24 protein-coding genes and 2 pseudogenes are annotated in these 23,654 nt (G+C 42.4%); 23 read left to right on the top strand and 3 right to left on the bottom strand.

What is annotated here, in order from left to right:
* Positions 1-87: 87 nt before the first annotated feature.
* From FHG67_RS02015 to FHG67_RS01960, 12 genes and pseudogenes are all read left to right on the top strand, one after another.
* Positions 88-933 carry a ParA family protein gene (locus FHG67_RS02015; protein WP_142499613.1) on the top strand — a complete coding sequence of 282 codons (846 nt, stop codon included), beginning with the start codon at positions 88-90 and terminating at the stop codon, positions 931-933.
* Positions 930-2,189 (top strand): chromosome partitioning protein ParB, encoded by a 1,260-nt coding sequence (locus tag FHG67_RS02010; RefSeq protein WP_142499612.1) that lies wholly within the window; start codon positions 930-932, stop codon positions 2,187-2,189. The genes FHG67_RS02015 and FHG67_RS02010 overlap by 4 nt, the downstream gene beginning before the upstream one ends.
* Complete coding sequence (locus tag FHG67_RS02005) at positions 2,186-2,473, top strand: hypothetical protein (protein WP_142499621.1); 288 nt, start codon at positions 2,186-2,188, stop codon at positions 2,471-2,473. The genes FHG67_RS02010 and FHG67_RS02005 overlap by 4 nt, the downstream gene beginning before the upstream one ends.
* Positions 2,474-2,602: 129 nt before the next feature.
* Positions 2,603-2,884 carry a DUF433 domain-containing protein gene (locus FHG67_RS02000; protein WP_244947473.1) on the top strand — a complete coding sequence of 94 codons (282 nt, stop codon included), beginning with the start codon at positions 2,603-2,605 and terminating at the stop codon, positions 2,882-2,884.
* Positions 2,881-3,234: a DUF5615 family PIN-like protein gene (locus tag FHG67_RS01995; RefSeq protein ID WP_142499610.1), complete on the top strand. Its 354-nt coding sequence runs from the start codon at positions 2,881-2,883 to the stop codon at positions 3,232-3,234. The genes FHG67_RS02000 and FHG67_RS01995 overlap by 4 nt, the downstream gene beginning before the upstream one ends.
* A 210-nt stretch (positions 3,235-3,444) precedes the next feature.
* Positions 3,445-3,696 (top strand): hypothetical protein, encoded by a 252-nt coding sequence (locus tag FHG67_RS01990; protein WP_004499098.1) that lies wholly within the window; start codon positions 3,445-3,447, stop codon positions 3,694-3,696.
* Positions 3,686-4,063 (top strand): type II toxin-antitoxin system VapC family toxin, encoded by a 378-nt coding sequence (locus tag FHG67_RS01985; RefSeq protein WP_061216635.1) that lies wholly within the window; start codon positions 3,686-3,688, stop codon positions 4,061-4,063. Before FHG67_RS01990 ends, FHG67_RS01985 begins: the two co-directional genes overlap by 11 nt.
* A 1,720-nt stretch (positions 4,064-5,783) precedes the next feature.
* A pseudogene (locus FHG67_RS01980) lies at positions 5,784-7,823 on the top strand (polymorphic toxin-type HINT domain-containing protein); the annotation flags it as partial.
* A gap of 69 nt (positions 7,824-7,892) precedes the next feature.
* Positions 7,893-8,483, top strand: a complete 591-nt coding sequence (locus tag FHG67_RS01975) for a hypothetical protein (protein WP_142499619.1) — start codon at positions 7,893-7,895, stop codon at positions 8,481-8,483.
* Positions 8,484-8,546: 63 nt separating this feature from the next.
* The gene (locus FHG67_RS01970) at positions 8,547-8,756 is read left to right on the top strand and encodes a hypothetical protein (RefSeq protein ID WP_061216641.1); all 210 of its coding nucleotides are present in this window, start codon (positions 8,547-8,549) and stop codon (positions 8,754-8,756) included.
* 186 nt (positions 8,757-8,942) lie between these two features.
* Positions 8,943-9,158 carry a hypothetical protein gene (locus FHG67_RS01965; protein ID WP_142499618.1) on the top strand — a complete coding sequence of 72 codons (216 nt, stop codon included), beginning with the start codon at positions 8,943-8,945 and terminating at the stop codon, positions 9,156-9,158.
* A 329-nt stretch (positions 9,159-9,487) separates the two neighbouring features.
* The gene (locus FHG67_RS01960) at positions 9,488-10,243 is read left to right on the top strand and encodes a hypothetical protein (protein WP_142499896.1); all 756 of its coding nucleotides are present in this window, start codon (positions 9,488-9,490) and stop codon (positions 10,241-10,243) included.
* Between the two features lie 8 nt (positions 10,244-10,251).
* On the opposite strand, the gene FHG67_RS01955 is transcribed toward FHG67_RS01960, so the two are convergent.
* From FHG67_RS01955 to FHG67_RS01945, 3 genes are read right to left on the bottom strand one after another with little or no spacing between them, the layout of a single operon-like run.
* Positions 10,252-10,587, bottom strand: a complete 336-nt coding sequence (locus FHG67_RS01955) for a type II toxin-antitoxin system RelE/ParE family toxin (protein WP_142499617.1) — start codon at positions 10,585-10,587, stop codon at positions 10,252-10,254.
* Positions 10,577-10,783 (bottom strand): hypothetical protein, encoded by a 207-nt coding sequence (locus tag FHG67_RS01950; RefSeq protein ID WP_142499616.1) that lies wholly within the window; start codon positions 10,781-10,783, stop codon positions 10,577-10,579. The genes FHG67_RS01955 and FHG67_RS01950 overlap by 11 nt, the downstream gene beginning before the upstream one ends.
* Before the next feature lie 47 nt (positions 10,784-10,830).
* Positions 10,831-11,226 carry a helix-turn-helix domain-containing protein gene (locus FHG67_RS01945; RefSeq protein WP_142499615.1) on the bottom strand — a complete coding sequence of 132 codons (396 nt, stop codon included), beginning with the start codon at positions 11,224-11,226 and terminating at the stop codon, positions 10,831-10,833.
* A 166-nt stretch (positions 11,227-11,392) separates the two neighbouring features.
* Between FHG67_RS01945 and FHG67_RS01940 the strand changes: the two genes are divergently transcribed.
* From FHG67_RS01940 to FHG67_RS01890, 11 genes and pseudogenes are all read left to right on the top strand, one after another.
* Positions 11,393-14,326, top strand: coding sequence for a CHC2 zinc finger domain-containing protein (locus FHG67_RS01940; protein ID WP_142499614.1), 2,934 nt, complete (start codon positions 11,393-11,395; stop codon positions 14,324-14,326).
* Between the two features lie 171 nt (positions 14,327-14,497).
* A complete protein-coding gene (locus FHG67_RS01935; RefSeq protein WP_061216639.1) occupies positions 14,498-15,607 on the top strand; it encodes a tyrosine-type recombinase/integrase in 1,110 nt (369 codons plus the stop codon).
* A gap of 252 nt (positions 15,608-15,859) precedes the next feature.
* The gene (locus FHG67_RS01930; protein WP_142499613.1) at positions 15,860-16,705 is read left to right on the top strand and encodes a ParA family protein; all 846 of its coding nucleotides are present in this window, start codon (positions 15,860-15,862) and stop codon (positions 16,703-16,705) included.
* Entirely contained in the window at positions 16,702-17,961 is a 1,260-nt protein-coding gene (locus FHG67_RS01925) for a chromosome partitioning protein ParB (protein ID WP_142499612.1), read from the top strand. Before FHG67_RS01930 ends, FHG67_RS01925 begins: the two co-directional genes overlap by 4 nt.
* Before the next feature lie 79 nt (positions 17,962-18,040).
* Positions 18,041-18,247 (top strand): hypothetical protein, encoded by a 207-nt coding sequence (locus tag FHG67_RS01920; RefSeq protein WP_142511160.1) that lies wholly within the window; start codon positions 18,041-18,043, stop codon positions 18,245-18,247.
* 129 nt (positions 18,248-18,376) lie between these two features.
* Positions 18,377-18,658, top strand: coding sequence for a DUF433 domain-containing protein (locus FHG67_RS01915; protein WP_244947473.1), 282 nt, complete (start codon positions 18,377-18,379; stop codon positions 18,656-18,658).
* The gene (locus FHG67_RS01910; RefSeq protein ID WP_142499610.1) at positions 18,655-19,008 is read left to right on the top strand and encodes a DUF5615 family PIN-like protein; all 354 of its coding nucleotides are present in this window, start codon (positions 18,655-18,657) and stop codon (positions 19,006-19,008) included. Before FHG67_RS01915 ends, FHG67_RS01910 begins: the two co-directional genes overlap by 4 nt.
* 210 nt (positions 19,009-19,218) lie before the next feature.
* Positions 19,219-19,470 (top strand): hypothetical protein, encoded by a 252-nt coding sequence (locus FHG67_RS01905; RefSeq protein WP_004499098.1) that lies wholly within the window; start codon positions 19,219-19,221, stop codon positions 19,468-19,470.
* On the top strand, positions 19,460-19,837 hold the full coding sequence (locus FHG67_RS01900) for a type II toxin-antitoxin system VapC family toxin (protein WP_061216635.1): 378 nt from the start codon (positions 19,460-19,462) through the stop codon (positions 19,835-19,837). The genes FHG67_RS01905 and FHG67_RS01900 overlap by 11 nt, the downstream gene beginning before the upstream one ends.
* Positions 19,838-21,566: 1,729 nt before the next feature.
* Positions 21,567-22,805 (top strand): annotated as a pseudogene (locus tag FHG67_RS01895) (hypothetical protein); the annotation flags it as partial.
* A 10-nt stretch (positions 22,806-22,815) separates the two neighbouring features.
* A complete protein-coding gene (locus FHG67_RS01890; RefSeq protein ID WP_142499893.1) occupies positions 22,816-23,367 on the top strand; it encodes a hypothetical protein in 552 nt (183 codons plus the stop codon).
* Positions 23,368-23,654: the final 287 nt, after the last annotated feature.

Genomic DNA, 23,654 nt, shown 5'->3' with positions numbered 1-23,654 from the left:
GTTGGCTCACGACGGAGTCGGGAAGTTCAAAAACAAAACCAAAAACAAGATTTTCAAAAAACCTAAACAAGTTAGGAGGCCCTGGGTATGTATATTATCACGCTTGCGAATTTGAAAGGCGGAGTCGCCAAGACTACAACGGCGATCAATCTATCGTTACAGTTATGGGAAAAGAGAAAGAGAGTCCTTTGTATGGACTTGGATTTGAACAACAACCTAACGGACTTTTTCTTGAGGGAAGTGAGTGAAGAGGAATTGGACGAAAGAAACGTATATCACGCGTTACTGGAACAAAAAGAAATCGGGACTTGTGCGTATGAAACTCGTTTTCCGGGAATTAGCATCCTACCGGCGACAATATCTTTGGGGAAGATAACGGAGGAATTAGGGAGCGACCCGAGAGTGTTAGGATCTTTTGTAGATCGTTTGAGAAAACTAGATTATGATTTTGTAATAATCGATACGCCGGTGTATTTGAGTCTGGAGCTAAGATTTGCGTTGTCGGTAGCGGATCTAGTATTGTTTCCGGTGAAGCCGTCGAGATGGAACTTTCAAGGGACAAAGACGTTACTCGGAGAAATCGAAGGACTACGCGATGACAGTTCAAGAAACTCTGCATTAGAAAAACGAGATGCAACAGAAATGAAAACCGGTCCTCAGTCTTCTGTCGTCAGTCCTCTGAACCCAAAGACGTTACTTGTGCCTTCGATTGTAGGCAAGAGCAAAAAGGAATCGGAACGAATCTTGACTTTGCAAAAGAAATACAAGGTGTCGAAGACCGTAGTATCGAAGTTGTCGGCGATTGAGACGGCCACAGAGCTCGGAAAGCCATTGAAAGAGAACACAAAGGGCTACGGGTTATTCGAGGAGCTGACAAACGAAGTGTTGGAACTAACGGGGATGAATGGGAAGAAGCGGAAGGTAGTAGTATGAAGAAGAGTCAGGAAGAAAAAGCAAACGAGTGGATGGACGCACAGGAAGCAAGTCCGCGTCCTGGGTCTATATACAAAAAACAGTATATACCGAAGGGAGTGACCTTGAATCCGATTGTGAAGATGGTAAAACCTGAGAGTTTGAAACCGAATCCCAGAAATGACTTTGAACCGTTGACAAAAGAAGAATACGAGAGTTTGAAAGAGAACATCGCTTTGAACGGAATCTTGGATGCACTCACGGCCAAAAAAGACGGAAAGATAGTCACGGGAGAGAACCGCTACCGGATAGCTTTAGAGTTAAAGGAACACGAAGACGAGAACGTGCGTCGGAGAATCGAGAACATCCCGGTTCGTTACTATATGAACGAACTAACACCGGAAGAGGAATACGACATCCTAGAAGGAGACAATTTATTTCGAAGACATCTGACAGCGGAGCAAAGAAAAGAACGGCTAAAGAAAAGAATCCTTCGGAAATACAAGGATGAACTTGTCCAAGACAATCGAGGTGGGGATCGCAAGAGCGAATCGTCTACAATACAAAGTGAAGAAGAAACAAACGGGGAATTGTCTTCTCGGGTGGAAAAACAAACGGAAGGAATGTTGGAATCGGAGCTTGGCTTATTTGGTGAAGTTGGCACCTTAGAAGAGCAAGGATCAAACCTTCACGGTGAAGGTTTGAAAGAGGATTCTAAAATGTTAAGCGAAGTATTGTTCTCTGAGAAATCAAAAGATGAGGGTCATCTTTTGATCGGTAGGAGTCAAGGTTCGAATGAAAGATCAAAGATTCAGGGTGAATCTTTGAAAATCGGATCAGATCAAAAATCAAACTATCAGGGTGATAGTTTGATCGAGAAGCCGGTAGAATTAGCCAAGAAAGTATCAGAGAATGAAAACATACCACTTGGAACGGCTCGGAGATATGTAACTGAATTAAAGAAAGAACTCAAAACCAAAGAGCCGAAGCCAACCGCAAAAAAAGAGAAACCGGCGAAGAAGGAAGAAGGCAAGAAGAAGACACGGAAACAAATCGCACAAGCGAAGGCGAAGGAGTTTCAAAAGAAGTATCTGAAGATGACCTATGACCAAAAGGAAGCGGCGTTGGATCGGTTGTTAGGAACGCTTGTAAGATTGAGAAAACATCAAACGAAGTTGAATGAGCAGGTAATGGACAACCACTGGAAGGATTCGGAAATCGTATATCAGTTAACCGCCGTGGGTCAAGACAAGAGGATCTGGAAGTTGAAAGTATGAAAGGAAAAAACGAGACAAAACGAGCCAAAAACGGATTAGATCCAAAAACAAGGGAGGAAGAAGCGGAAGAGTCTTCCATCCGAAAAAGAATGGAAATCTTTCGAAAGAGATATGACTCCATGAGTTCGGTAAAGAAGAGAGAGGAAGTAAAGAGTCTATTACAAAAATTGAAAGTGTATCAAAGGAAGATCCAAAAGTTGATTCTTCAATTGACGAAGGTAACGGAACAGGAAATCGAGATTGAGAGAAAACTCAGAGTGATCGGAGGTCGGTCGATCCACTGAAGGAAAATGGAAGAAATTAGGTAAAAAAGTGAGGAAAAAAACAGCCGATTTTTCACTCACTTTTCCTTCGTTTTCCTCACTTGAAATTAACTGAAATTAGGAAGCCCAAAAAAGGGTTGGACGGAGCCGATGAAAAAAAGCAGAATACAAGACATGGATCAAGACAGACTATTAGAGAGAATCACATTCAATCCGGAAATATTCGGAGGCAAACCGATCCTACGCGGTAGGCGTTTGGCTGTGGAACATATACTTGGAATGCTTGCTGCGGGAGATACGAAAGAAACGATATTACAAGGATATCCCTGGTTGGAATCGGACGACATCCAAGCCTGTCTTGTGTATGCGTATCGAATGATCGGGCATGAAAGAATAGAGAATATCCCGCAAGAGACAATCCAAGTTGCATGAAAGTATTTTTGGATACTTGTGTCTGGGGAGGGGTGGCGAAGGAACTTAAAACTTTGGGAATAGACACGGTTTGGTCCGGCGATTTCACAAAAGATCCTGGAGACGAGGAAATTCTCAAAATGGCATATGATGAAAAAAGAATATTAATAACCTTAGACAAGGACTTTGGAGAACTTGCCGTATTTCGGAAACTTCCACATTGCGGAATCATACGATTGGTTAATTTGTCGAGCAAGGAACAGACGAGAGTAAGTAGGTACGTGTTGAAATTACACGAAAAAGAATTGTTATCGGGAGCGATCATCACGGCATCGATTAACAAACTTAGACTTCGTTTACCGGACGAATGAGAACGAAAGACAATGAATGAGTTATATACAATCGGGCCGACACCCTCCCGAGGTGCGTTTTTCACCTTGATTTCCGGATTTCAGAAAGTGCGATTTTTTCCTCGTTTTTCCTCGAATTTCCTCACTTGAAATTCCCCTTAATTTAACTGAAATTAGGAAGCCCAAAAAAGGATTGGACAAAGAGAAAAATGAAACTTGGAATGAAAGGATATGTTAACGGTAAGCGGGACAATTAAAAAGGGTAAGATCGTATTAGACGAAAAGGTTCAGGTGCACGACGGAAAGGTGCTCGTAACCTTCATCGAAGAAAAGGAAACACAGCCATTAAAAACGCGCAAGCACACGGGTAAAGAATTAGAGAAATTGAATTTGGCTGGAATTTGGTCGGATCGCGGGATAACGGACGGACTTTCGTATTCGAGGGAATTAAGAAAGAAGTTAGCAAGCCGCAATGCTGATTGATTCGGATATATTGATCGATTATTTGCGCGGTTATGAGAAAGCGATTAACTGGTTACATTCTATTGAGGAACCGATTTTCATTTCCGGTTATTCTTATTTCGAGTTGGTTGAGGGTTGCAGGAATTCTAAGGATTTACAGAGATTGGAGAAATTCGTTTCCCTCTTTGAAGTATTATGGTTAGGAGAAAAAGAAATTCAGAACGCTTTATCGGTATTGAAGAGTAGCAAATTCAAACATGGAATTGGCTTTATCGATTGTTTGATTGGTGAGACGTCGCTTCAATACAAAAAGCATCTCTATACATTTAACGTAAAACATTACAAAGCATTTCCCGGACTTAAGATTTTCAAACCGTATGAGAGATGAGCAAGTTACGATATTCTTTCATTCACAAGGATTGCTGGAAAGCTTCCCTCTTTAGCTGTAATATTTTGGAAATCCCAATCACGAAAAGATTTCGGGATACAAGCGGAAGAGAAAACGAAAGCCCGTATTAATTCAATGATATCGGCACAAAGTGGCACAATGTTAAAATCGAATTCACGGAACAGAATTCCACAATAATGGTTGAGAGTTGATTTCGGTTTAACGGAAGGATCTTGATTGTATTGGAAAAAACCGGGAAAAAAACCGGAAGAAGGTAGAATTAAAGAACTCTTGCCGAAGAAGAAAAAAGTACGAAAAACGGGACTTGTGCGAGCCCTAAAACGCTGCTTTCTGAAAAAACGAGTTGCCGAAGATTGGAGTCAGAAAGAAACTTTCCCACAATCGCTTTCTTGATTTCAAGAGGAAAGCATCGAACGACCCGCCATTATACATTGCGCTCCTTTCCTTGGAGCCTCTAAACTTTTAAAAGACGATCTTTGGACTTTTTCCCTCTAAAGACGAAACCCGACGGAAACGTCGGGCGGGAGGGGGAGAGTAACTACCCCCCTGCTGGTCATATGAGATTGAAAATCAAAATGAACGATATGAGGTTTTTCCAGATGGGCAAGCTTACTTTTCTCTCTTTTTTGAGTGAACTCTCAATGGAAACTTAGTTCGTTTGAAGAATTTTGAGCTTATCCATCGAAAAGAAGGTGGAAGGCTTAAAAATGAAATCGCGGGTTCGGGAAAACACTAGCATTTACTAACATGGATTTCAATTTCACCCGAAAGGATTTTCGTTTCACGACTAAAAAGGGAGTGGCCGCCTTGTTTTGAAGAAGTGTTCTCCTGAAACCCTAGTTCAAGAGCCGGTTTTTAGTTTCTAAGATTGTCCTGTCCTTAACCTGTCGTTATCCTATCATTCACCTAAGTTTGCCTGTGCTTCACCTATCTTTAACCTAAACTTGCCTGTCGTTGTCTTGTTCTTCGCTTATCCTTAACTTGTCTTTAACCTAAAGGAGAAAAAAGGAGCGTGAATGAACGCAAACCGGCCTTGATTGTGGTTTTATCGCATTTCAAACGGGACTTGTTCGGGCTCTATGCTTTTGCAAACGGGTTCTATTCGAGCTCTGTGATTTTCAAAGTGGTCCCATTCAGGTCTTGTTTGGGTCCTGTGTGAGACTTGTTCGAGCCCTAAAGAACGTTTTCGTATTGCGGAAACGCAAAACACTCGTACGAATCGTTGAATCCTGGCAAGATACGAATTGGAGGCGATGAAACTGACTTTGAGGGCCGTCTTTTGGTTCTTAGTTCGAGCTTTGACTCTTACCGATCAAAAGTTCACTCTCTTGCTTTGATTTCTCAAGGAATCCGTTTCGAGCAAGACTCTTGCTCGTATGTTTAAAATCTCTGAAGAAATCCGCAATTTTCCGCAATTCTTAACTTTGCTAAAGTGAAACGCTTAAACTTGGAAATTGAATCTCCAATTCTTCCGGAATTTAGAAGTGAAATCCTAAAAAATCCTTCGTTTTTTTCCGTTTTTTTTGGAAAGAACATGAAGGAAATTGAATATTCTCAAAGTGTTCTAAAGGAAATTTTTGTGTGTATTTTCAAAAACGGTCTTAGGGGATTTTTTTTAAGGGTGGAAGTTTACTAAGGGCTAAAACGCTTCGGATCGAGGAATGCTCTGGGAAAACTGGGTTTTTGAGTTAGATTTGCAATGGGTTGCAATTACCTTGCAGACAAGTGGAAGGCTGATTTTGTATCGGGCAAAGCAAAAGAAGACGCAGAAGCGCAAGCCAAACAAAGAGAAGCGCAAAACAGAACCGGTGCTGATGTACTTAACGGAGCCGGATACGCAAGCGCGGAAGACAAGTTAAACGCGGCAAGAAAAGAAGCCCTGATCCACGAGATGCAAGACAGCGGACAAGATGCGAGTAAGATCCTGGATATGAGTGATGCCGACATCGCGAAGGAACTCCAGAAACGAGGAAGGAGCGGAGACACAAACGGGAACTTTGGAATCAACGAACAAGGGTCATCGAGAACATCGATACTGGATCATGTATTAGGAAGCGCTAAAGACTTTCTGGTGAACAACTTTACGACGGGCGGAGCAAGCGACCAATACGGATACGTGGGATCGGATGGGAAGTATCATCAGAACGTATGTTTTACGGCGGGAACACTTGTATGGACACAAGAAGGATTGAGAGAGATCGAAGAGATCCAGGTTGGAGAGAAAGTTCTTTCTTGGGATGAAAAGACAAGAGAGATGAGCTACCAACCGGTGATTGAACTGTTTAGAAGAAATACGACGTTACTATTTGATTTGGAGACTGAATACGGAACGGTGATTGAAACGACTTGGAATCACCCTTTTTGGTCGAGAAGGGACGAGATCGTTTTAGCAGATTCTAATGTATCTTCTTCTTACGGAGTTACTGAGACTGCGACCTTGAAACAAACGGAAACTTGGAGAAAGACGAAGGACTTGCGCGTTGGCGACGAGTTACTTTTGACTACAGGAGAATGGATTTGTGTAACTGAAGTCCGTGAATACATTGTTGAGACGACAAAGGTTTACAACATCGAAGTGGATGTGAATCATACGTACTTTGTCGCGGACGGGGTTCTGGTTCACAACTATGAGGGTGGGGCCGTGGGAATGCTCCAAGGTTTGTATGACAAGGCTAAGGGATTGATAACGGGTGGAAGTGAGAAACCCGGAGCGATACCGGTAGCCCTTGGTTCCGGAGGCGGCAAGGCGACGGGTGATATAGTGGAAGACTCGAACGGCAAGTTGTATGAAAAACAAACTAAAAAAGGCAAGACCGAGTGGGTGGAGATCAATCCGGCCACGATGAACCCGGCAAGACACGCGGAAGGCCAAGCGTTAATGGCGCACGGTGCGGCTAACGGAGATTTGGCGGCGTATTCTAAAGGGGTAGCGTTGACGAAAGGATACGGCTGGAACGACAACGGTTTGAATATGGTAGGAATCAGGGTTCCAGTGGATTCTCAGGATGCGAATCATGGCGACTATATGCTCGCGGTTAACAAAGGAAAGTTGGAAGGAGTGTATTTTGCGTCCACACAACCGGGACAAAAAAGCTTTCCGGGAACAGACAAACATCCAAGCAGTGCGGCACTCGGAGGTGTTGGAGAAATTTCGACAGGACATTTCAATATGGTGGGAGTGGACAAAACCGCAGGTGAATGGAAGCACGCGTTTTTAGCGGGAATGGTTGACGGAAGCGTACCGGGAGCCAGAGACGCGAATGCGGATGGAAAACACAGTGCGGCGGAAAGAACGTTTGAATCCTTGAAGAAAATGACCGAGGTCTTTATCCACCAAGGTGGGAATGACGTTGTTAATTTTAAAGCGGACCCAAAAACGAAAACGATCATAGCCGATTACGTTCCTGGAAAAGTGGGGCCAACTTCTCAAGGTTGTCAGGTTCCGATCCGGAGTTACTTTTACAACGCACAAACCGGAAAGAACGAGGTGTTTGTTACAGGAGGACTCAACAAAATGGCGGGTCAACACGGAGCGTTTAACAGTATGGAGACCTTGTTCAAAAACAATCCTAAGTTTGGATATTCCGTGATCAATTCTTCCGATTACAGCGACGGACTCATGAATCATTTGAATGATTTGAGAAAGAATGCAAAAGAAGAATACTTGCAGGCGGAGTTACAAAATCATTTGAAGAAAAAACCTGAACAGAGAGATTACAGCGTTCAGTTTAATCGTTGATTTTGGGGAATGCCTTCCTTCTTCTTGGAGGAAGGCAATTTGTTTGAGCAAAGGAGTTTGAGAATATATATGAGAATTTTAATTTTGTTTTTTCTAACATTTGGGATTTTGTTTTCTGAATCCTTGGACAATTACGAACAAAAATCCATTGATTCGAGCTACAAGTATCACTTGGGGGAAAAAAAGAAGGTCGTCATTCCGGAAGTTGTGGGTTTGAAAGCGGAAGATCAAAAGAAGTTGTTTGACCGATCTGCAAAGACGTATGTGGAGTTTCCGATTTTACCAGGGACCAAGCCAACCATCGTAATCAAGACTCCTGCAAATTACTTGTACAACGAACATTGGAGTATATTCGCTTGTACCGATTTGGGAGAAGCCTTTGACCGTAAATATGCTCGAATTAAAAAAATACAGATCATTACAAAGGTAGTTCCAAAAGTAGGAAGAGTGGAAGTATTGCGAGAAGATGATGAAGATGAAAATCCTACCGATAGTATTGATCCAATGCCTATATATGCGGACAACAATAGCAATGTATCAGATTCCGCTCCGTATGGAAATTCCGTAAAACATTATCTCATCGAGATATACATTAAAGACGCATTCCGCAAAGAAACGGGTAAACTTTGTGTATCTGAGATATTGCCGTTTGACAGTTGATGATTCGCAAAAGAATCACCTGAGCCGACCCAGCACGGACTATTGAACTAAGGAAAGAAAAGAATGTCGGAACTACAAATACAGATGAGTTTTAGAACCTGGATCTTGTTTTTCGTAGGCAATCCTTTTACACCCGAAAGAGTAATCGAGAAATTGCAAACGATGGAAGACGTGGAACATGCGAAAAAGATCTGGAAGAAACTGAAACGAGACAGAGTATTAGGCGACGACTTTAAGGGACTCAAATTAAACCTAAAGAAAAATAAAGAGTGAAAGAGTGGGTTTTCGAAAACAAAAGAGCAATGCCGGCGGCAATTGGAAACAAGATGCTGATTCAAGGAATGATCATATATCGAAAAACAAATAAAGCTTCCTTCTTTCAATAGATCGAAAGGGAGCGAGTAAGGGATGAGAAGAGAAATCGGAACCCATTAGAGTACAAAAAAATTGGGGGAAGAGATGGAAGCAAAGGAAAAGAAAAGTAGTAAAGGATATGCGTTAGGGGAAGCGGTAAGAGACAAGAGAACGGGCCAAAAGATGTATGTGGATGTAACTTGGAGCCCTGAAGTAAGTTGCGTTTACTTTGATGCGGAGCAGGAAAGTCTTGTGAAGGTACAGATGTTTCCGGAGGATTTGGAGCGTATTCAGGAAATACTTCCGTATCTACCGAAGTAAAAACACAGGTATTAGGGTTCAGTGAAGCGGAATTAGATGTCAGCAGTCTTTTCGAGGAAAACAAAAGAAGTTTGCTTCGAACTAAAGCGAAGATTTGGCGAAAGCGGAAGACCCGAATATCAAAACGATAGTGTAAGACTAAAACCCCTTCGACTTAAGAGGTTTTGGACCTTGAAAGTATATTAGAAATCATGAGTGTATCTAAAGATCAAACTTGCCCGGTGTAATAGCCGGGTTTTTTTGTATTAGTGTGCGATATCAAAAAATATATATTAGAGAAACAGAACGAAAACGGAATGGGGAATACCAAAGCAAAGACGGAGAAAAAGATGGAAGCGGAATTAGAAGAGGAAATAGCAAGAGAACAGGAAATCTTAACCAAGTGTAAAAGAAGACTGGAAGAACCGGACTTGTCGGAAGAAGACATGAAGGAAGTCTTGGAAACCATCCTAGAGAACGAGTTTCATGAATTAGAGGGAAAACTTGGACGTGTGAGTGGCCGCTACAAGGGAAGCGAAGTCTACGGATATATCGAGATCGTACGAGCGTATTTGAAGCAAGAAGCGAATACGTTGGTAAACGGATTTCAAATAACGGATGCGGGCGCGTTGTATTTTTTGATGAGAAATTTGCAATGGTGTTTGAATGAATTTCCGGACGTATCGTTACTACTTTGTGCGTTAAAATATCATGCAAGGAATCAAGAACCGATTGAGGACAAGAAACGGCGAAAAGAATACATCCGCTTGTATCGGTATACGATCCACCGAACGATCGGGATTTTGATCGATATCAGTGAAGCTTTGGAAGTTAGGGACTTCGTAAAGGATGAAGACTTAGAGAAGCTGATGATATATTGGCGATATGAGATATTAGAGCAGTTCTCTAAAATATATGCAACCCGCAAAGAAAGTCCGTATTACAAGAAACTCGGATGGTTTAAGAGATGGGCGTTAGGCGGGTATGTGACTCGTGCGAGAGATACATTGTATATGTATTCTTCCAAAAAAGGGGAGTTGGAAAAAAGTAAGAGCGCGAATGAAAAACAGGGTGGAAGTAACAAAAAGAGAAAACGAAGGAGATAGAGGGTATTTCAAAGAGGAATGTTTATTTCTTTCAAAAGTTCTTCGATTTCGGCGTTGGAGACGTTTTCTTGTTCGGCCTTGTCGTAGATGAGCATTAGAAAGACGATAGTGTCTTTCACGAGAAAGTGAGTGATGACTCTTGCGCCGCCTGATTTTCCTTTACCTTTTGAGGCAATGGAGAGGCGGATCTTGTAACAGTCTAAAGCGATTTTGGTTCCTTGAGTCGGATTTGTTTTCAGAGACTCGATGAGTCCGGCGATTTCTTTTTTGAGAGAAGGAAACTTTTTAATGAGCCTTTTCGCTTGCCTGTCGAATTTAGGCAGAGTAAAAACTTTAAAGTTCATCGAGTAAATCTTGAGCGGGCCTTGCTTTTAGTTTACCGGCTTTTACAAGTTTCATTTCTTCGACTGCTTCTTTAACGTCTTCAATGAATTTAGCTTTGGGAGAAGTGAGAGTTTTTGTCTTCACAAAAGAAAGCCCCTTTAGGATTTCCAGGAGTGAATGGGCTTTGTCGTCTTTAATATCGAGTAGGACTTTCATGGGTTTAGTTATTGATATTTTCGATCTGTTAGAAGGATTTTTGAAATCTATTTAATCTGAAGTTCTTGTAATATTCCTATCATCTTTTTCTTGGAAAGTAAAGAGTCCAGAAAAAGAGTAACAGCTTTTTTTTCTTCTGTATCTAAGGAATTGAGTAATCGAATTTTTTCAGCAAACGATTGATCTTCGATTCGAATATCTTTAGAAGATTCAGCCGATCCATTCACTAAAATATCAAGAGAACATTCTAAGGCTTCTGCTAGAAGGACTACTGTATCCAAAGAAGGTAGATACTTACCATTTTCGATTCTATTGATATGAGTGAGATGCGCGCCTACCTTGTCCGCTAATTCGGATTGAGACCAACCTTTCTTTGAACGTAGGGAGCGAATATTATTACCGAGCTTTTCAGCAAGGATTTCTGTAGAATGAGATGATTTCACTCAGTACAACTAAGCATACGGGGTAAAAATCTCAAGGATTTTAGATATTAGGGAAAATTTCGGCTGGACTAAAGTAACCCTACGGAGTAAATGATGATTGCGTGTAAGGTTAATATCTTATCGCCCTATACGGTTAAAAAATTTTCCCTCCAAGGAGCCTTTCCTCATGGCATTCATCCCGAAAGAAGAGATTACGCGACTAAAGACGGAAACGGACCTGCTTGCCTTGGTCCGAAGCTACGGGATCGAACTGAAGAACCACGGAACGAACTGGGTAGCAAAATGCCCGTTCCATGACGACCGGCATCCTTCGTTCATCGTAACGCCTGTAAAGAATCTGTGGCACTGTATGGGAGCTTGCCAGACAGGAGGAAGCGCGATCGACTTCTTAATGAAGAAAGAGGGCTTGGGATTTAACGAAGCGGTGGAAGCCTTACAAAAACTGACACAGAGGACGGAAATGCAAGTATCCCAAGAGCAAACTAAAGAACCCCGAGAAGAGACAACGAGAAAGAGATACGGAGACTTTCTACCGGATGAACAGAGAATCATCGACAGAGTGTTTGCATATTACCAAGAGACGCTGACAAAAAACAAAGAAGCCAAGGAATACCTGAAAAACCGAGGGGTGTATGACAGAGAGGCGTTAGAGAAGTTTCAAATCGGATACGTGGACGGAAGTATGGTTGGCCAAGTATTACCGCGTTGGGATCGCAAAGAGGGAAGAGAAGCGAGAAGAGTCCTGAGAGAATACGGCCTTGCACGGGAGAGCAAAGGCTACGAGAGATTTTACAAATACATAATATTCCCACTCTTGGATGAGAACGGCAAACCGGTGGGAGTGTATGGAAGAAACATAACAAGCGGAGGTTCGACCACAGTAAGACACAGATATATGCCGGGCCCACACACGGGAATCTGGAACCGGGAAGCGATCCGAGAAAAAGAACTGATCCTTTGCGAAAGCGTGATCGATGCGTTAACGATGTATGTGAACGGAATCCGGAACGTAACTTGTAGCTATGGAACCGAAGGATACACAGAGGAGCTACACAGAGAAATCGGGAAACACAAACCGGGACGAATCTTAATCGCGTATGACAACGACCCCGGCGGAAATACAGGAGCCCAAAGATTAAAGGAGAGATACGAACAAGAGGGAATGAGTAGCCATATCATGCGTTTACCGGTAGCGATGGATGTAAACGAGTATGCTCAAAAAATGAGAAATGCAAGCGACAGCCTCCACGCACTCATTTTGGATACGTTCCCGAACGAGAAAGAAACGCCTACAGAAAGAACTACAAATCAAAAAGAAGAGAAAACAACGCAAACACTTACAAACCAAAAAGAGGATATGGGAAAGGATGAAACAAGAGAACTGTCCCCGTTATTGCCTCCCCGGCTGAAGGTGGAAAGGAAGGGAGAAGAGATACACTTTGAAAGAGGAGAGAGACACTACAGAGTGAGGTCTCTTTACAAAAACCAGGGAATGGAAGTGATGCGCGTGAATTTGCGGCTCCTTGTGGGAGAGGAGTATCACACGGAGACCTTGGATATGATGAATCCGAAAATGAGGAAGGGATTTGTCCAGAGTGCAAGCGATGTGACCGGAGTGCTGGAAGAAACGATCCACTCGGATTTGAAAGAGGTGTTCAGAGAGTCGGAGGAAGCACTTTGGGAGAAATTGGAGAATAGAAGAAAGCCACAAAAAGAAGAAGTGACGCTTAGCCCTGAAGAAACGGGGGAAGCGATTCAATATTTGCAAGACCCGGAATTGGTAACGAATATACTCCTTGACTTTGAAAGGATGGGACTTGTGGGAGAGAGGGAGAATTCACTCCTCGGGTATCTTGCGACGATCACAAGGCGTACTGAGAATCCGTTAGCCGTCATCATACAGAGTTCGTCGAGTGCGGGGAAGTCGACGCTGATGGATGCAATCCTAGACTTAGTGCCAGGAGAGGAGAAAGAGAAGTATTCTGCGATGACTGGTCAAAGTCTTTTCTATATGTCCGCAACCAGTTTAAAAAACAAGGTGCTAGCGATCTCGGAAGAGGAAGGGGTGGAAAGAGCGAAGTATGCTTTGAAGATACTCCAGAGTGAGAAGAAAATCAGTATTGCAACAACGACGAAGGATCAACAGAGCGGAAGACTGTCGACGACCGAATATACGGTGGAAGGACCCGTAGTGCTATTTCTTACAACGACGAGTGTAGAGATCGACGAAGAGCTGCAAAACAGGGCGATCGTGTTGACAGTGAACGAAGACAGGGAACAGACCCGAACGATACTTACGAACCAAAGAACGGAAGAAACCTTGGAAGGAGTATTTAAACAAAATACGAAGGAGAAAATCGTAACCAGACACCAAAACATCCAAAGGTTACTGAAGAGTATAGCGGTTGTGAATCCGTATGCAAAAGAAATCAAGTTTCCGGATACGCGACTCCGTATGAGACGGGATCAAAAGAAATATCTGACACTCATCAGATCGATTGCGCTACTCCATCAATACCAAAGAGAGGAGAAAACGGCGAAGGACGCAAGAGGCAAAGAGATACCGTATATCGAGGTGGAAAAGGAAGACATCACGCTTGCGAGTCTCTTATTCAGCCGCATATTCGGAAGGAACTTAGAGGATCTTTCGGCGCATACAAAGAGACTATTGCAAGAGATCCACGAGTATGTGGAAGAGCTTTGTAAAACCAAAGGAGTAACGAGGAGCGAGATCCGACTGACAAGAAAGGAGATACGAGAGAGAACGGGAGTAAGCGACACAAGACTTAGGGTTCATCTCAAACGATTGGAAGAATTAGAATATTTGTATGTACGAAACCCAAAACAAGGGACCGCGCTCGAATACGAACTAGTCTGGGACAAGGACACGGACAACGGAAACGATTTTTACTTAGGGATTAGAACCGTGGAATTTGAAGAGGCGACAAAAAAACTGGGAAGAATATTCTCGGGAGAAAAGCGGGAAGAGATTTTGTCATCGGGAACTTTGGCCCAAATCCAAACCGACAACCTCACACCTTCATCTTTAGCAGAATCCACTCAAAACCGAGAAGAAAGCGGCGACCTCGCCTGGGGGTAGCCTGGGGATCGCCCCCCCTTCGCCTAGGGGTAGCCTAGCGAGCCCATCGGCCCTAAGAAACAAAATAACCGAGCGAAACGGCGATTCTCGAAAAAATCGAGGAACGGACAACAAAACGCAAGGTACAGAAGAAAAACAAAACACCAAAAACCTACAAAGTGAGGAATTACAATGGGAATGGACAGGGACAGAAAAATCGGAGGCCACAAGAAAAGAATCACGCTGGAAGCCCGATCGTTCCAGCCACTAACGGATGAAAAGCAACCGAGTATATTAGAAAAGAGAATATTAGAATATTTAAGATACAAAAAGGGAACGGGCACATCGATCAAGACGATACGTGCCCAGAGATTTTATTTCGAGATCTATTTTGAATGGTGTATGGAGAGAGGGATATCGGAACCGAATCAGATGACGTTGGCACTCGTGGATCGATATCAAGAATATATATCGAAGTACAAAAATCAAAAGACCAAAAAGGCGATCACGGCGGGGACTCAAGGGCATATATTGTTTACCTTACGAAAGTTTTTTAACTGGATGCAGGTAAGGGAGATGGTGTTAAAGAATCCTTGTCTGGAGATGCGGCTACCGAAGTTAGCGAAACATTTACCACAGAATATACTGAGTGTGGAAGAAGCGGAGAAGATACTGTCGACGCCGGATGTGGAGACAAGATTAGGAATCCGGAACAAGGCGATCTTAGAGTTATTGTATTCAACGGGACTTAGGAGATTTGAGTTAGCGAAGTTAAAGATATCGGACGTAGACTTAACGAATCGGACGGTGTTTGTGTATGAGGGGAAACGCAAACAAGACAGACTGATCCCTGTCTCGGAGAGAGCGCTATATTGGGTAAAGAGGTATCTGGAGGAAGTACGAATCGCATATGTAAAGGACTCGAATGAGGAGACCTTGTTCTTGTCGCAAAGGGGACGAGCGATTACCGATTATACCGTAGGTTATGTGGTAGTGACGACGAAGGAGCGATCTTTAGTCGAGAAGAAGGGATCGACACATATCTTTCGTCATACTACGGCGACTTTGATGCTTGAGAACGGGGCGGACATCCGTTACGTGCAGGAGATGCTCGGTCACAAAGATTTAAATTCTACACAAATCTATACCCACGTAGCGATCCGGAAGTTAAAGGAAGTGTATGACAGGACCCATCCGTCTTCGAATTCCGAACTGAGGGATCGGGGTTTTAGAGAACCAGAGAAGACGGAAAACGAATCGCCCGATTCGAGTTCCCAGAAAGAAGAAAACAATACGAGCTGACTTCTCTTTTGAAAGTGATTGGATGTTTGAGGGTTAGAAACTAAAAACATTCCATATCTCTAAACAACCAAACGGAAAGGACCGGTTGAAGAGAGGACTTCTCTACTTTAGCAGTATCGAGCGATCCATAGTGAGCGAGATAGCCAAAAGCCGCGAAGCGAAAGCGTTGGCTCACGACGGAGTCGGGAAGTTCAAAAACAAAACCAAAAACAAGATTTTCAAAAAACCTAAACAAGTTAGGAGGCCCTGGGTATGTATATTATCACGCTTGCGAATTTGAAAGGCGGAGTCGCCAAGACTACAACGGCGATCAATCTATCGTTACAGTTATGGGAAAAGAGAAAGAGAGTCCTTTGTATGGACTTGGATTTGAACAACAACCTAACGGACTTTTTCTTGAGGGAAGTGAGTGAAGAGGAATTGGACGAAAGAAACGTATATCACGCGTTACTGGAACAAAAAGAAATCGGGACTTGTGCGTATGAAACTCGTTTTCCGGGAATTAGCATCCTACCGGCGACAATATCTTTGGGGAAGATAACGGAGGAATTAGGGAGCGACCCGAGAGTGTTAGGATCTTTTGTAGATCGTTTGAGAAAACTAGATTATGATTTTGTAATAATCGATACGCCGGTGTATTTGAGTCTGGAGCTAAGATTTGCGTTGTCGGTAGCGGATCTAGTATTGTTTCCGGTGAAGCCGTCGAGATGGAACTTTCAAGGGACAAAGACGTTACTCGGAGAAATCGAAGGACTACGCGATGACAGTTCAAGAAACTCTGCATTAGAAAAACGAGATGCAACAGAAATGAAAACCGGTCCTCAGTCTTCTGTCGTCAGTCCTCTGAACCCAAAGACGTTACTTGTGCCTTCGATTGTAGGCAAGAGCAAAAAGGAATCGGAACGAATCTTGACTTTGCAAAAGAAATACAAGGTGTCGAAGACCGTAGTATCGAAGTTGTCGGCGATTGAGACGGCCACAGAGCTCGGAAAGCCATTGAAAGAGAACACAAAGGGCTACGGGTTATTCGAGGAGCTGACAAACGAAGTGTTGGAACTAACGGGGATGAATGGGAAGAAGCGGAAGGTAGTAGTATGAAGAAGAGTCAGGAAGAAAAAGCAAACGAGTGGATGGACGCACAGGAAGCAAGTCCGCGTCCTGGGTCTATATACAAAAAACAGTATATACCGAAGGGAGTGACCTTGAATCCGATTGTGAAGATGGTAAAACCTGAGAGTTTGAAACCGAATCCCAGAAATGACTTTGAACCGTTGACAAAAGAAGAATACGAGAGTTTGAAAGAGAACATCGCTTTGAACGGAATCTTGGATGCACTCACGGCCAAAAAAGACGGAAAGATAGTCACGGGAGAGAACCGCTACCGGATAGCTTTAGAGTTAAAGGAACACGAAGACGAGAACGTGCGTCGGAGAATCGAGAACATCCCGGTTCGTTACTATATGAACGAACTAACACCGGAAGAGGAATACGACATCCTAGAAGGAGACAATTTATTTCGAAGACATCTGACAGCGGAGCAAAGAAAAGAACGGCTAAAGAAAAGAATCCTTCGGAAATACAAGGATGAACTTGTCCAAGACAATCGAGGTGGGGATCGCAAGAGCGAATCGTCTACAATACAAAGTGAAGAAGAAACAAACGGGGAATTGTCTTCTCGGGTGGAAAAACAAACGGAAGGAATGTTGGAATCGGAGCTTGGCTTATTTGGTGAAGTTGGCACCTTAGAAGAGCAAGGATCAAACCTTCACGGTGAAGGTTTGAAAGAGGATTCTAAAATGTTAAGCGAAGTATTGTTCTCTGAGAAATCAAAAGATGAGGGTCATCTTTTGATCGGTAGGAGTCAAGGTTCGAATGAAAGATCAAAGATTCAGGGTGAATCTTTGAAAATCGGATCAGATCAAAAATCAAACTATCAGGGTGATAGTTTGATCGAGAAGCCGGTAGAATTAGCCAAGAAAGTATCAGAGAATGAAAACATACCACTTGGAACGGCTCGGAGATATGTAACTGAATTAAAGAAAGAACTCAAAACCAAAGAGCCGAAGCCAACCGCAAAAAAAGAGAAACCGGCGAAGAAGGAAGAAGGCAAGAAGAAGACACGGAAACAAATCGCACAAGCGAAGGCGAAGGAGTTTCAAAAGAAGTATCTGAAGATGACCTATGACCAAAAGGAAGCGGCGTTGGATCGGTTGTTAGGAACGCTTGTAAGATTGAGAAAACATCAAACGAAGTTGAATGAGCAGGTAATGGACAACCACTGGAAGGATTCGGAAATCGTATATCAGTTAACCGCCGTGGGTCAAGACAAGAGGATCTGGAAGTTGAAAGTATGAAAGGAAAAAAAACGAGACAAAACGAGCCAAAAACGGATTAGATCCAAAAACAAGGGAGGAAGAAGCGGAAGAGTCTTCCATCCGAAAAAGAATGGAAATCTTTCGAAAGAGATATGACTCCATGAGTTCGGTAAAGAAGAGAGAGGAAGTAAAGAGTCTATTACAAAAATTGAAAGTGTATCAAAGGAAGATCCAAAAGTTGATTCTTCAATTGACGAAGGTAACGGAACAGGAAATCGAGATTGAGAGAAAACTCAGAGTGATCGGAGGTCGGTCGATCCACTGAAGGAAAATGGAAGAAATTAGGTAAAAAAGTGAGGAAAAAAACAGCCGATTTTTCACTCACTTTTCCTTCGTTTTCCTCACTTGAAATTAACTGAAATTAGGAAGCCCAAAAAAGGGTTGGACGGAGCCGATGAAAAAAAGCAGAATACAAGACATGGATCAAGACAGACTATTAGAGAGAATCACATTCAATCCGGAAATATTCGGAGGCAAACCGATCCTACGCGGTAGGCGTTTGGCTGTGGAACATATACTTGGAATGCTTGCTGCGGGAGATACGAAAGAAACGATATTACAAGGATATCCCTGGTTGGAATCGGACGACATCCAAGCCTGTCTTGTGTATGCGTATCGAATGATCGGGCATGAAAGAATAGAGAATATCCCGCAAGAGACAATCCAAGTTGCATGAAAGTATTTTTGGATACTTGTGTCTGGGGAGGGGTGGCGAAGGAACTTAAAACTTTGGGAATAGACACGGTTTGGTCCGGCGATTTCACAAAAGATCCTGGAGACGAGGAAATTCTCAAAATGGCATATGATGAAAAAAGAATATTAATAACCTTAGACAAGGACTTTGGAGAACTTGCCGTATTTCGGAAACTTCCACATTGCGGAATCATACGATTGGTTAATTTGTCGAGCAAGGAACAGACGAGAGTAAGTAGGTACGTGTTGAAATTACACGAAAAAGAATTGTTATCGGGAGCGATCATCACGGCATCGATTAACAAACTTAGACTTCGTTTACCGGACGAATGAGAACGAAAGACAATGAATGAGTTATATACAATCGGGCCGACACCCTCCCGAGGTGCGTTTTTCACCTTGATTTCCGGATTTCAGAAAGTGCGATTTTTTCCTCGTTTTTCCTCGAATTTCCTCACTTGAAATTCCCCTTAATTTAACTGAAATTAGGAAGCCCAAAAAAGGATTGGACAAAGAGAAAAATGAAACTTGGAATGAAAGGATATGTTAACGGTAAGCGGGACAATTAAAAAGGGTAAGATCGTATTAGACGAAAAGGTTCAGGTGCACGACGGAAAGGTGCTCGTAACCTTCATCGAAGAAAAGGAAACACAGCCATTAAAAACGCGCAAGCACACGGGTAAAGAATTAGAGAAATTGAATTTGGCTGGAATTTGGTCGGATCGCGGGATAACGGACGGACTTTCGTATTCGAGGGAATTAAGAAAGAAGTTAGCAAGCCGCAATGCTGATTGATTCGGATATATTGATCGATTATTTGCGCGGTTATGAGAAAGCGATTAACTGGTTACATTCTATTGAGGAACCGATTTTCATTTCCGGTTATTCTTATTTCGAGTTGGTTGAGGGTTGCAGGAATTCTAAGGATTTACAGAGATTGGAGAAATTCGTTTCCCTCTTTGAAGTATTATGGTTAGGAGAAAAAGAAATTCAGAACGCTTTATCGGTATTGAAGAGTAGCAAATTCAAACATGGAATTGGCTTTATCGATTGTTTGATTGGTGAGACGTCGCTTCAATACAAAAAGCATCTCTATACATTTAACGTAAAACATTACAAAGCATTTCCCGGACTTAAGATTTTCAAACCGTATGAGAGATGAGCAAGTTACGATATTCTTTCATTCACAAGGATTGCTGGAAAGCTTCCCTCTTTAGCTGTAATATTTTGGAAATCCCAATCACGAAAAGATTTCGGGATACAAGCGGAAGAGAAAACGAAAGCCCGTATTAATTCAATGATATCGGCACAAAGTGGCACAATGTTAAAATCGAATTCACGGAACAGAATTCCACAATAATGGTTGAGAGTTGATTTCGGTTTAACGGAAGGATCTTGATTGTATTGGAAAAAACCGGGAAAAAAACCGGAAGAAGGTAGAATTAAAGAACTCTTGCCGAAGAAGAAAAAAGTACGAAAAACGGGACTTGTGCGAGCCCTAAAACGCTGCTTTCTGAAAAAACGAGTTGCCGAAGATTGGAGTCAGAAAGAAACTTTCCCACAATCGCTTTCTTGATTTCAAGAGGAAAGCATCGAACGACCCGCCATTATACATTGCGCTCCTTTCCTTGGAGCCTCTAAACTTTTAAAAGACGATCTTTGGACTTTTTCCCTCTAAAGACGAAACCCGACGGAAACGTCGGGCGGGAGGGGGAGAGTAACTACCCCCCTGCTGGTCATATGAGATTGAAAATCAAAATGAACGATATGAGGTTTTTCCAGATGGGCAAGCTTACTTTTCTCTCTTTTTTGAGTGAACTCTCAATGGAAACTTAGTTCGTTTGAAGAATTTTGAGCTTATCCATCGAAAAGAAGGTGGAAGGCTTAAAAATGAAATCGCGGGTTCGGGAAAACACTAGCATTTACTAACATGGATTTCAATTTCACCCGAAAGGATTTTCGTTTCACGACTAAAAAGGGAGTGGCCGCCTTGTTTTGAAGAAGTGTTCTCCTGAAACCCTAGTTCAAGAGCCGGTTTTTAGTTTCTAAGATTGTCCTGTCCTTAACCTGTCGTTATCCTATCATTCACCTAAGTTTGCCTGTGCTTCACCTATCTTTAACCTAAACTTGCCTGTCGTTGTCTTGTTCTTCGCTTATCCTTAACTTGTCTTTAACCTAAAGGAGAAAAAAGGAGCGTGAATGAACGCAAACCGGCCTTGATTGTGGTTTTATCGCATTTCAAACGGGACTTGTTCGGGCTCTATGCTTTTGCAAACGGGTTCTATTCGAGCTCTGTGATTTTCAAAGTGGTCCCATTCAGGTCTTGTTTGGGTCCTGTGTGAGACTTGTTCGAGCCCTAAAGAACGTTTTCGTATTGCGGAAACGCAAAACACTCGTACGAATCGTTGAATCCTGGCAAGATACGAATTGGAGGCGATGAAACTGACTTTGAGGGCCGTCTTTTGGTTCTTAGTTCGAGCTTTGACTCTTACCGATCAAAAGTTCACTCTCTTGCTTTGATTTCTCAAGGAATCCGTTTCGAGCAAGACTCTTGCTCGTATGTTTAAAATCTCTGAAGAAATCCGCAATTTTCCGCAATTCTTAACTTTGCTAAAGTGAAACGCTTAAACTTGGAAATTGAATCTCCAATTCTTCCGGAATTTAGAAGTGAAATCCTAAAAAATCCTTCGTTTTTTTCCGTTTTTTTTGGAAAGAACATGAAGGAAATTGAATATTCTCAAAGTGTTCTAAAGGAAATTTTTGTGTGTATTTTCAAAAACGGTCTTAGGGGATTTTTTTTAAGGGTGGAAGTTTACTAAGGGCTAAAACGCTTCGGATCGAGGAATGCTCTGGGAAAACTGGGTTTTTGAGTTAGATTTGCAATGGGTTGCAATTACTTGGCAGACAAATGGAAGGCCGACTTTGTTTCGAAACAAGGGGAGATTGAAGAACTTAAATTGCAAGGTTTTAGTGAGGAGCAGGCGCATGCGGTTCTGGATGCGCAAGCTCATGCGGAATCGAAGGCTGCTCAGGAAAAAAATAATCAGGAAAGCGGAAAATCGGTGTTAGACGGATTTGGTTTTGCGAGCACGAGAAGAGAAGGAGAAGACGGAAGTCATGGAGTAATCGGGTTTGGCGATGACGATGGCCCCACTCCGGCTCATGGAGCGCCGTCTTCACATGATCCGGGGCAGACGTTAGCGTCATCGGGTTCTTTTGATCCGGATGGAAAACCGACTGGAGGTCGTCAACTCAGTGCGGCCGATGTTGCCGAATTCAAAGCAGACTGGAGAAAGGAAAGCCCGGCACAAACGGATGCAAGTATTGCCGGTTTGAAAGCAGCCGGTTACGATACGAGTGGTCTTGAAAAGTTTGTAAACGATTATCGTAACGCCAAAGCGGCTAACAACAGTCAAGTCGCTACACAAACTACGCATCCGACTCAAAGCACTGGGTTCTTTACAAATGCTTATAATGCGGTTGTGAGTGGAGCGAGCAATTTGTGGGATCGCGTCACAGGCGGAAGTAAACCTGTAACGCATTCAACCTCAGGAAATGTAGATGCGATCCACAATCCGAACATAGTACATACGGTAGATTATGGTGGAAGTAACTCTACAGTTCAAGGTGCTCCGAATGCAACGGATGATCCTGTAAAAATCCAAATAGTATCCGGAGACTTTGGACGAGATACAAGTCAATGGACGAATATGACGGATTTCAGAGACAAAGCCCATTACAACGGCCGTGATACTCTGAGTAAGGTGGATTTAAATGGAAAACATTCGGGTAACAATCTTAGTTGGCATGGCCCGAATGCAAACTTTAGAGTGGACGGTGTGTTTGTCGGCGAAAAAGTAAGCGGTTCTCGAATTCAAATATCCGTATTGGATTCTAATAACAATGCGGTGGGCCAATTGAATTTGAAACATTTTAATCAAATCAACCAAGCGATCTATGACGGTAAGGGAAAGATATTTTCAGCAGGAACGTATTTAGGTAGAACAAATGAAAAAGTAGGATTGTCGGATGGAGCCCATTTGCATGTGGAAGTTACGAAGGAATGGCTAAAAAAGGATAAAAATGCTTCGCGTAGTGATATCTACAAATGGATGCGAGGAGAAAATTAAGGAGAATATAATGAAAACAATGTACAAGAGTATTTTAATATTTTTGATTTTTATTTCCTGTTTTTGCAAACAGGAGCCAAAGGAGGAAGAAATGAAAACGAAAAAAGTAAGCCCAGTTTCATTACAAAATGCACATCCAATTACTCAGCAGATTGTAAAAATATTAAGAGAGAACAAACCGGAAGAATTGATGTTGTTTTTGGATACGACGTATGGTTTCGAAATTGATGAATGGTATATTTCACTTCCGGACGGTTCGGATCACGGCGCTCCTCCTAAAAGAAAAGACTTTTTAAAAGATGGAATTAAAGAGAGCGCTAAAGATTTAATTTTTAAAAACGAAGTGATGCAGAAAGAATTCCAGGAAACTTTTCCTGGAATCGTTTCCTTTCGAGAAGCCTTTATGAATCCAAATGTTGAGATTTTTGATTCCTTCACTATGGATAAAGGAGGAACTGGAAGAATTAGCATTGATTATGGAAACTATATATATTCAATAACCTTATCATGTAACAAGAGTGGTAATTGTAAGATTATCCAGTTTGAAATTGGTAGGAAATGAATTGTGTTTTGAAAAATATTCAAATGAGAGAATATTGAAATGGTATATTGAGCGACGACTTTAAGGGTGAGTCTCGCAAAAACTAAAATGACAGAAGTTGAATCCAAGATAGCAGACGCATGTGATAAAATGAAAGGATTTGAGAAAAAAGAGAGCTGAAACTGGAATAAAACAGATTCAAAATATGGAATATACGGAAAGAAGAGAGGAATTAAAGAAACAAATCAAACGGAAGACATGGGAATCTTTCTCCGAATAACGGCGCACAAAAGAAAACTAGAAACAAG

It is taken from the genome of Leptospira weilii, assembly GCF_006874765.1.
GTDB classification, from domain to species: Bacteria; Spirochaetota; Leptospiria; order Leptospirales; family Leptospiraceae; genus Leptospira; species Leptospira weilii.
Note: the sequence above shows the minus strand (reverse complement) of the source record. Positions and strands in the feature narration are given on the sequence as shown.

Excerpts from the sequence above, each read along its gene's own strand:
- FHG67_RS02015 (WP_142499613.1), top strand. The coding sequence starts at position 88 with ATGTATATTATCACGCTTGCGAATTTGAAAGGCGGAGTCGCCAAGACT.
- FHG67_RS02010 (WP_142499612.1), top strand. The coding sequence starts at position 930 with ATGAAGAAGAGTCAGGAAGAAAAAGCAAACGAGTGGATGGACGCACAG.
- FHG67_RS02005 (WP_142499621.1), top strand. The coding sequence starts at position 2,186 with ATGAAAGGAAAAAACGAGACAAAACGAGCCAAAAACGGATTAGATCCA.
- FHG67_RS02000 (WP_244947473.1), top strand. The coding sequence starts at position 2,603 with ATGAAAAAAAGCAGAATACAAGACATGGATCAAGACAGACTATTAGAG.
- FHG67_RS01995 (WP_142499610.1), top strand. The coding sequence starts at position 2,881 with ATGAAAGTATTTTTGGATACTTGTGTCTGGGGAGGGGTGGCGAAGGAA.
- FHG67_RS01990 (WP_004499098.1), top strand. The coding sequence starts at position 3,445 with ATGTTAACGGTAAGCGGGACAATTAAAAAGGGTAAGATCGTATTAGAC.
- FHG67_RS01985 (WP_061216635.1), top strand. The coding sequence starts at position 3,686 with ATGCTGATTGATTCGGATATATTGATCGATTATTTGCGCGGTTATGAG.
- FHG67_RS01975 (WP_142499619.1), top strand. The coding sequence starts at position 7,893 with ATGAGAATTTTAATTTTGTTTTTTCTAACATTTGGGATTTTGTTTTCT.
- FHG67_RS01970 (WP_061216641.1), top strand. The coding sequence starts at position 8,547 with ATGTCGGAACTACAAATACAGATGAGTTTTAGAACCTGGATCTTGTTT.
- FHG67_RS01965 (WP_142499618.1), top strand. The coding sequence starts at position 8,943 with ATGGAAGCAAAGGAAAAGAAAAGTAGTAAAGGATATGCGTTAGGGGAA.
- FHG67_RS01960 (WP_142499896.1), top strand. The coding sequence starts at position 9,488 with ATGGAAGCGGAATTAGAAGAGGAAATAGCAAGAGAACAGGAAATCTTA.
- FHG67_RS01955 (WP_142499617.1), bottom strand. The coding sequence starts at position 10,587 with ATGAACTTTAAAGTTTTTACTCTGCCTAAATTCGACAGGCAAGCGAAA.
- FHG67_RS01950 (WP_142499616.1), bottom strand. The coding sequence starts at position 10,783 with ATGAAAGTCCTACTCGATATTAAAGACGACAAAGCCCATTCACTCCTG.
- FHG67_RS01940 (WP_142499614.1), top strand. The coding sequence starts at position 11,393 with ATGGCATTCATCCCGAAAGAAGAGATTACGCGACTAAAGACGGAAACG.
- FHG67_RS01935 (WP_061216639.1), top strand. The coding sequence starts at position 14,498 with ATGGGAATGGACAGGGACAGAAAAATCGGAGGCCACAAGAAAAGAATC.
- FHG67_RS01930 (WP_142499613.1), top strand. The coding sequence starts at position 15,860 with ATGTATATTATCACGCTTGCGAATTTGAAAGGCGGAGTCGCCAAGACT.
- FHG67_RS01925 (WP_142499612.1), top strand. The coding sequence starts at position 16,702 with ATGAAGAAGAGTCAGGAAGAAAAAGCAAACGAGTGGATGGACGCACAG.
- FHG67_RS01915 (WP_244947473.1), top strand. The coding sequence starts at position 18,377 with ATGAAAAAAAGCAGAATACAAGACATGGATCAAGACAGACTATTAGAG.
- FHG67_RS01910 (WP_142499610.1), top strand. The coding sequence starts at position 18,655 with ATGAAAGTATTTTTGGATACTTGTGTCTGGGGAGGGGTGGCGAAGGAA.
- FHG67_RS01905 (WP_004499098.1), top strand. The coding sequence starts at position 19,219 with ATGTTAACGGTAAGCGGGACAATTAAAAAGGGTAAGATCGTATTAGAC.
- FHG67_RS01900 (WP_061216635.1), top strand. The coding sequence starts at position 19,460 with ATGCTGATTGATTCGGATATATTGATCGATTATTTGCGCGGTTATGAG.
- FHG67_RS01890 (WP_142499893.1), top strand. The coding sequence starts at position 22,816 with ATGAAAACAATGTACAAGAGTATTTTAATATTTTTGATTTTTATTTCC.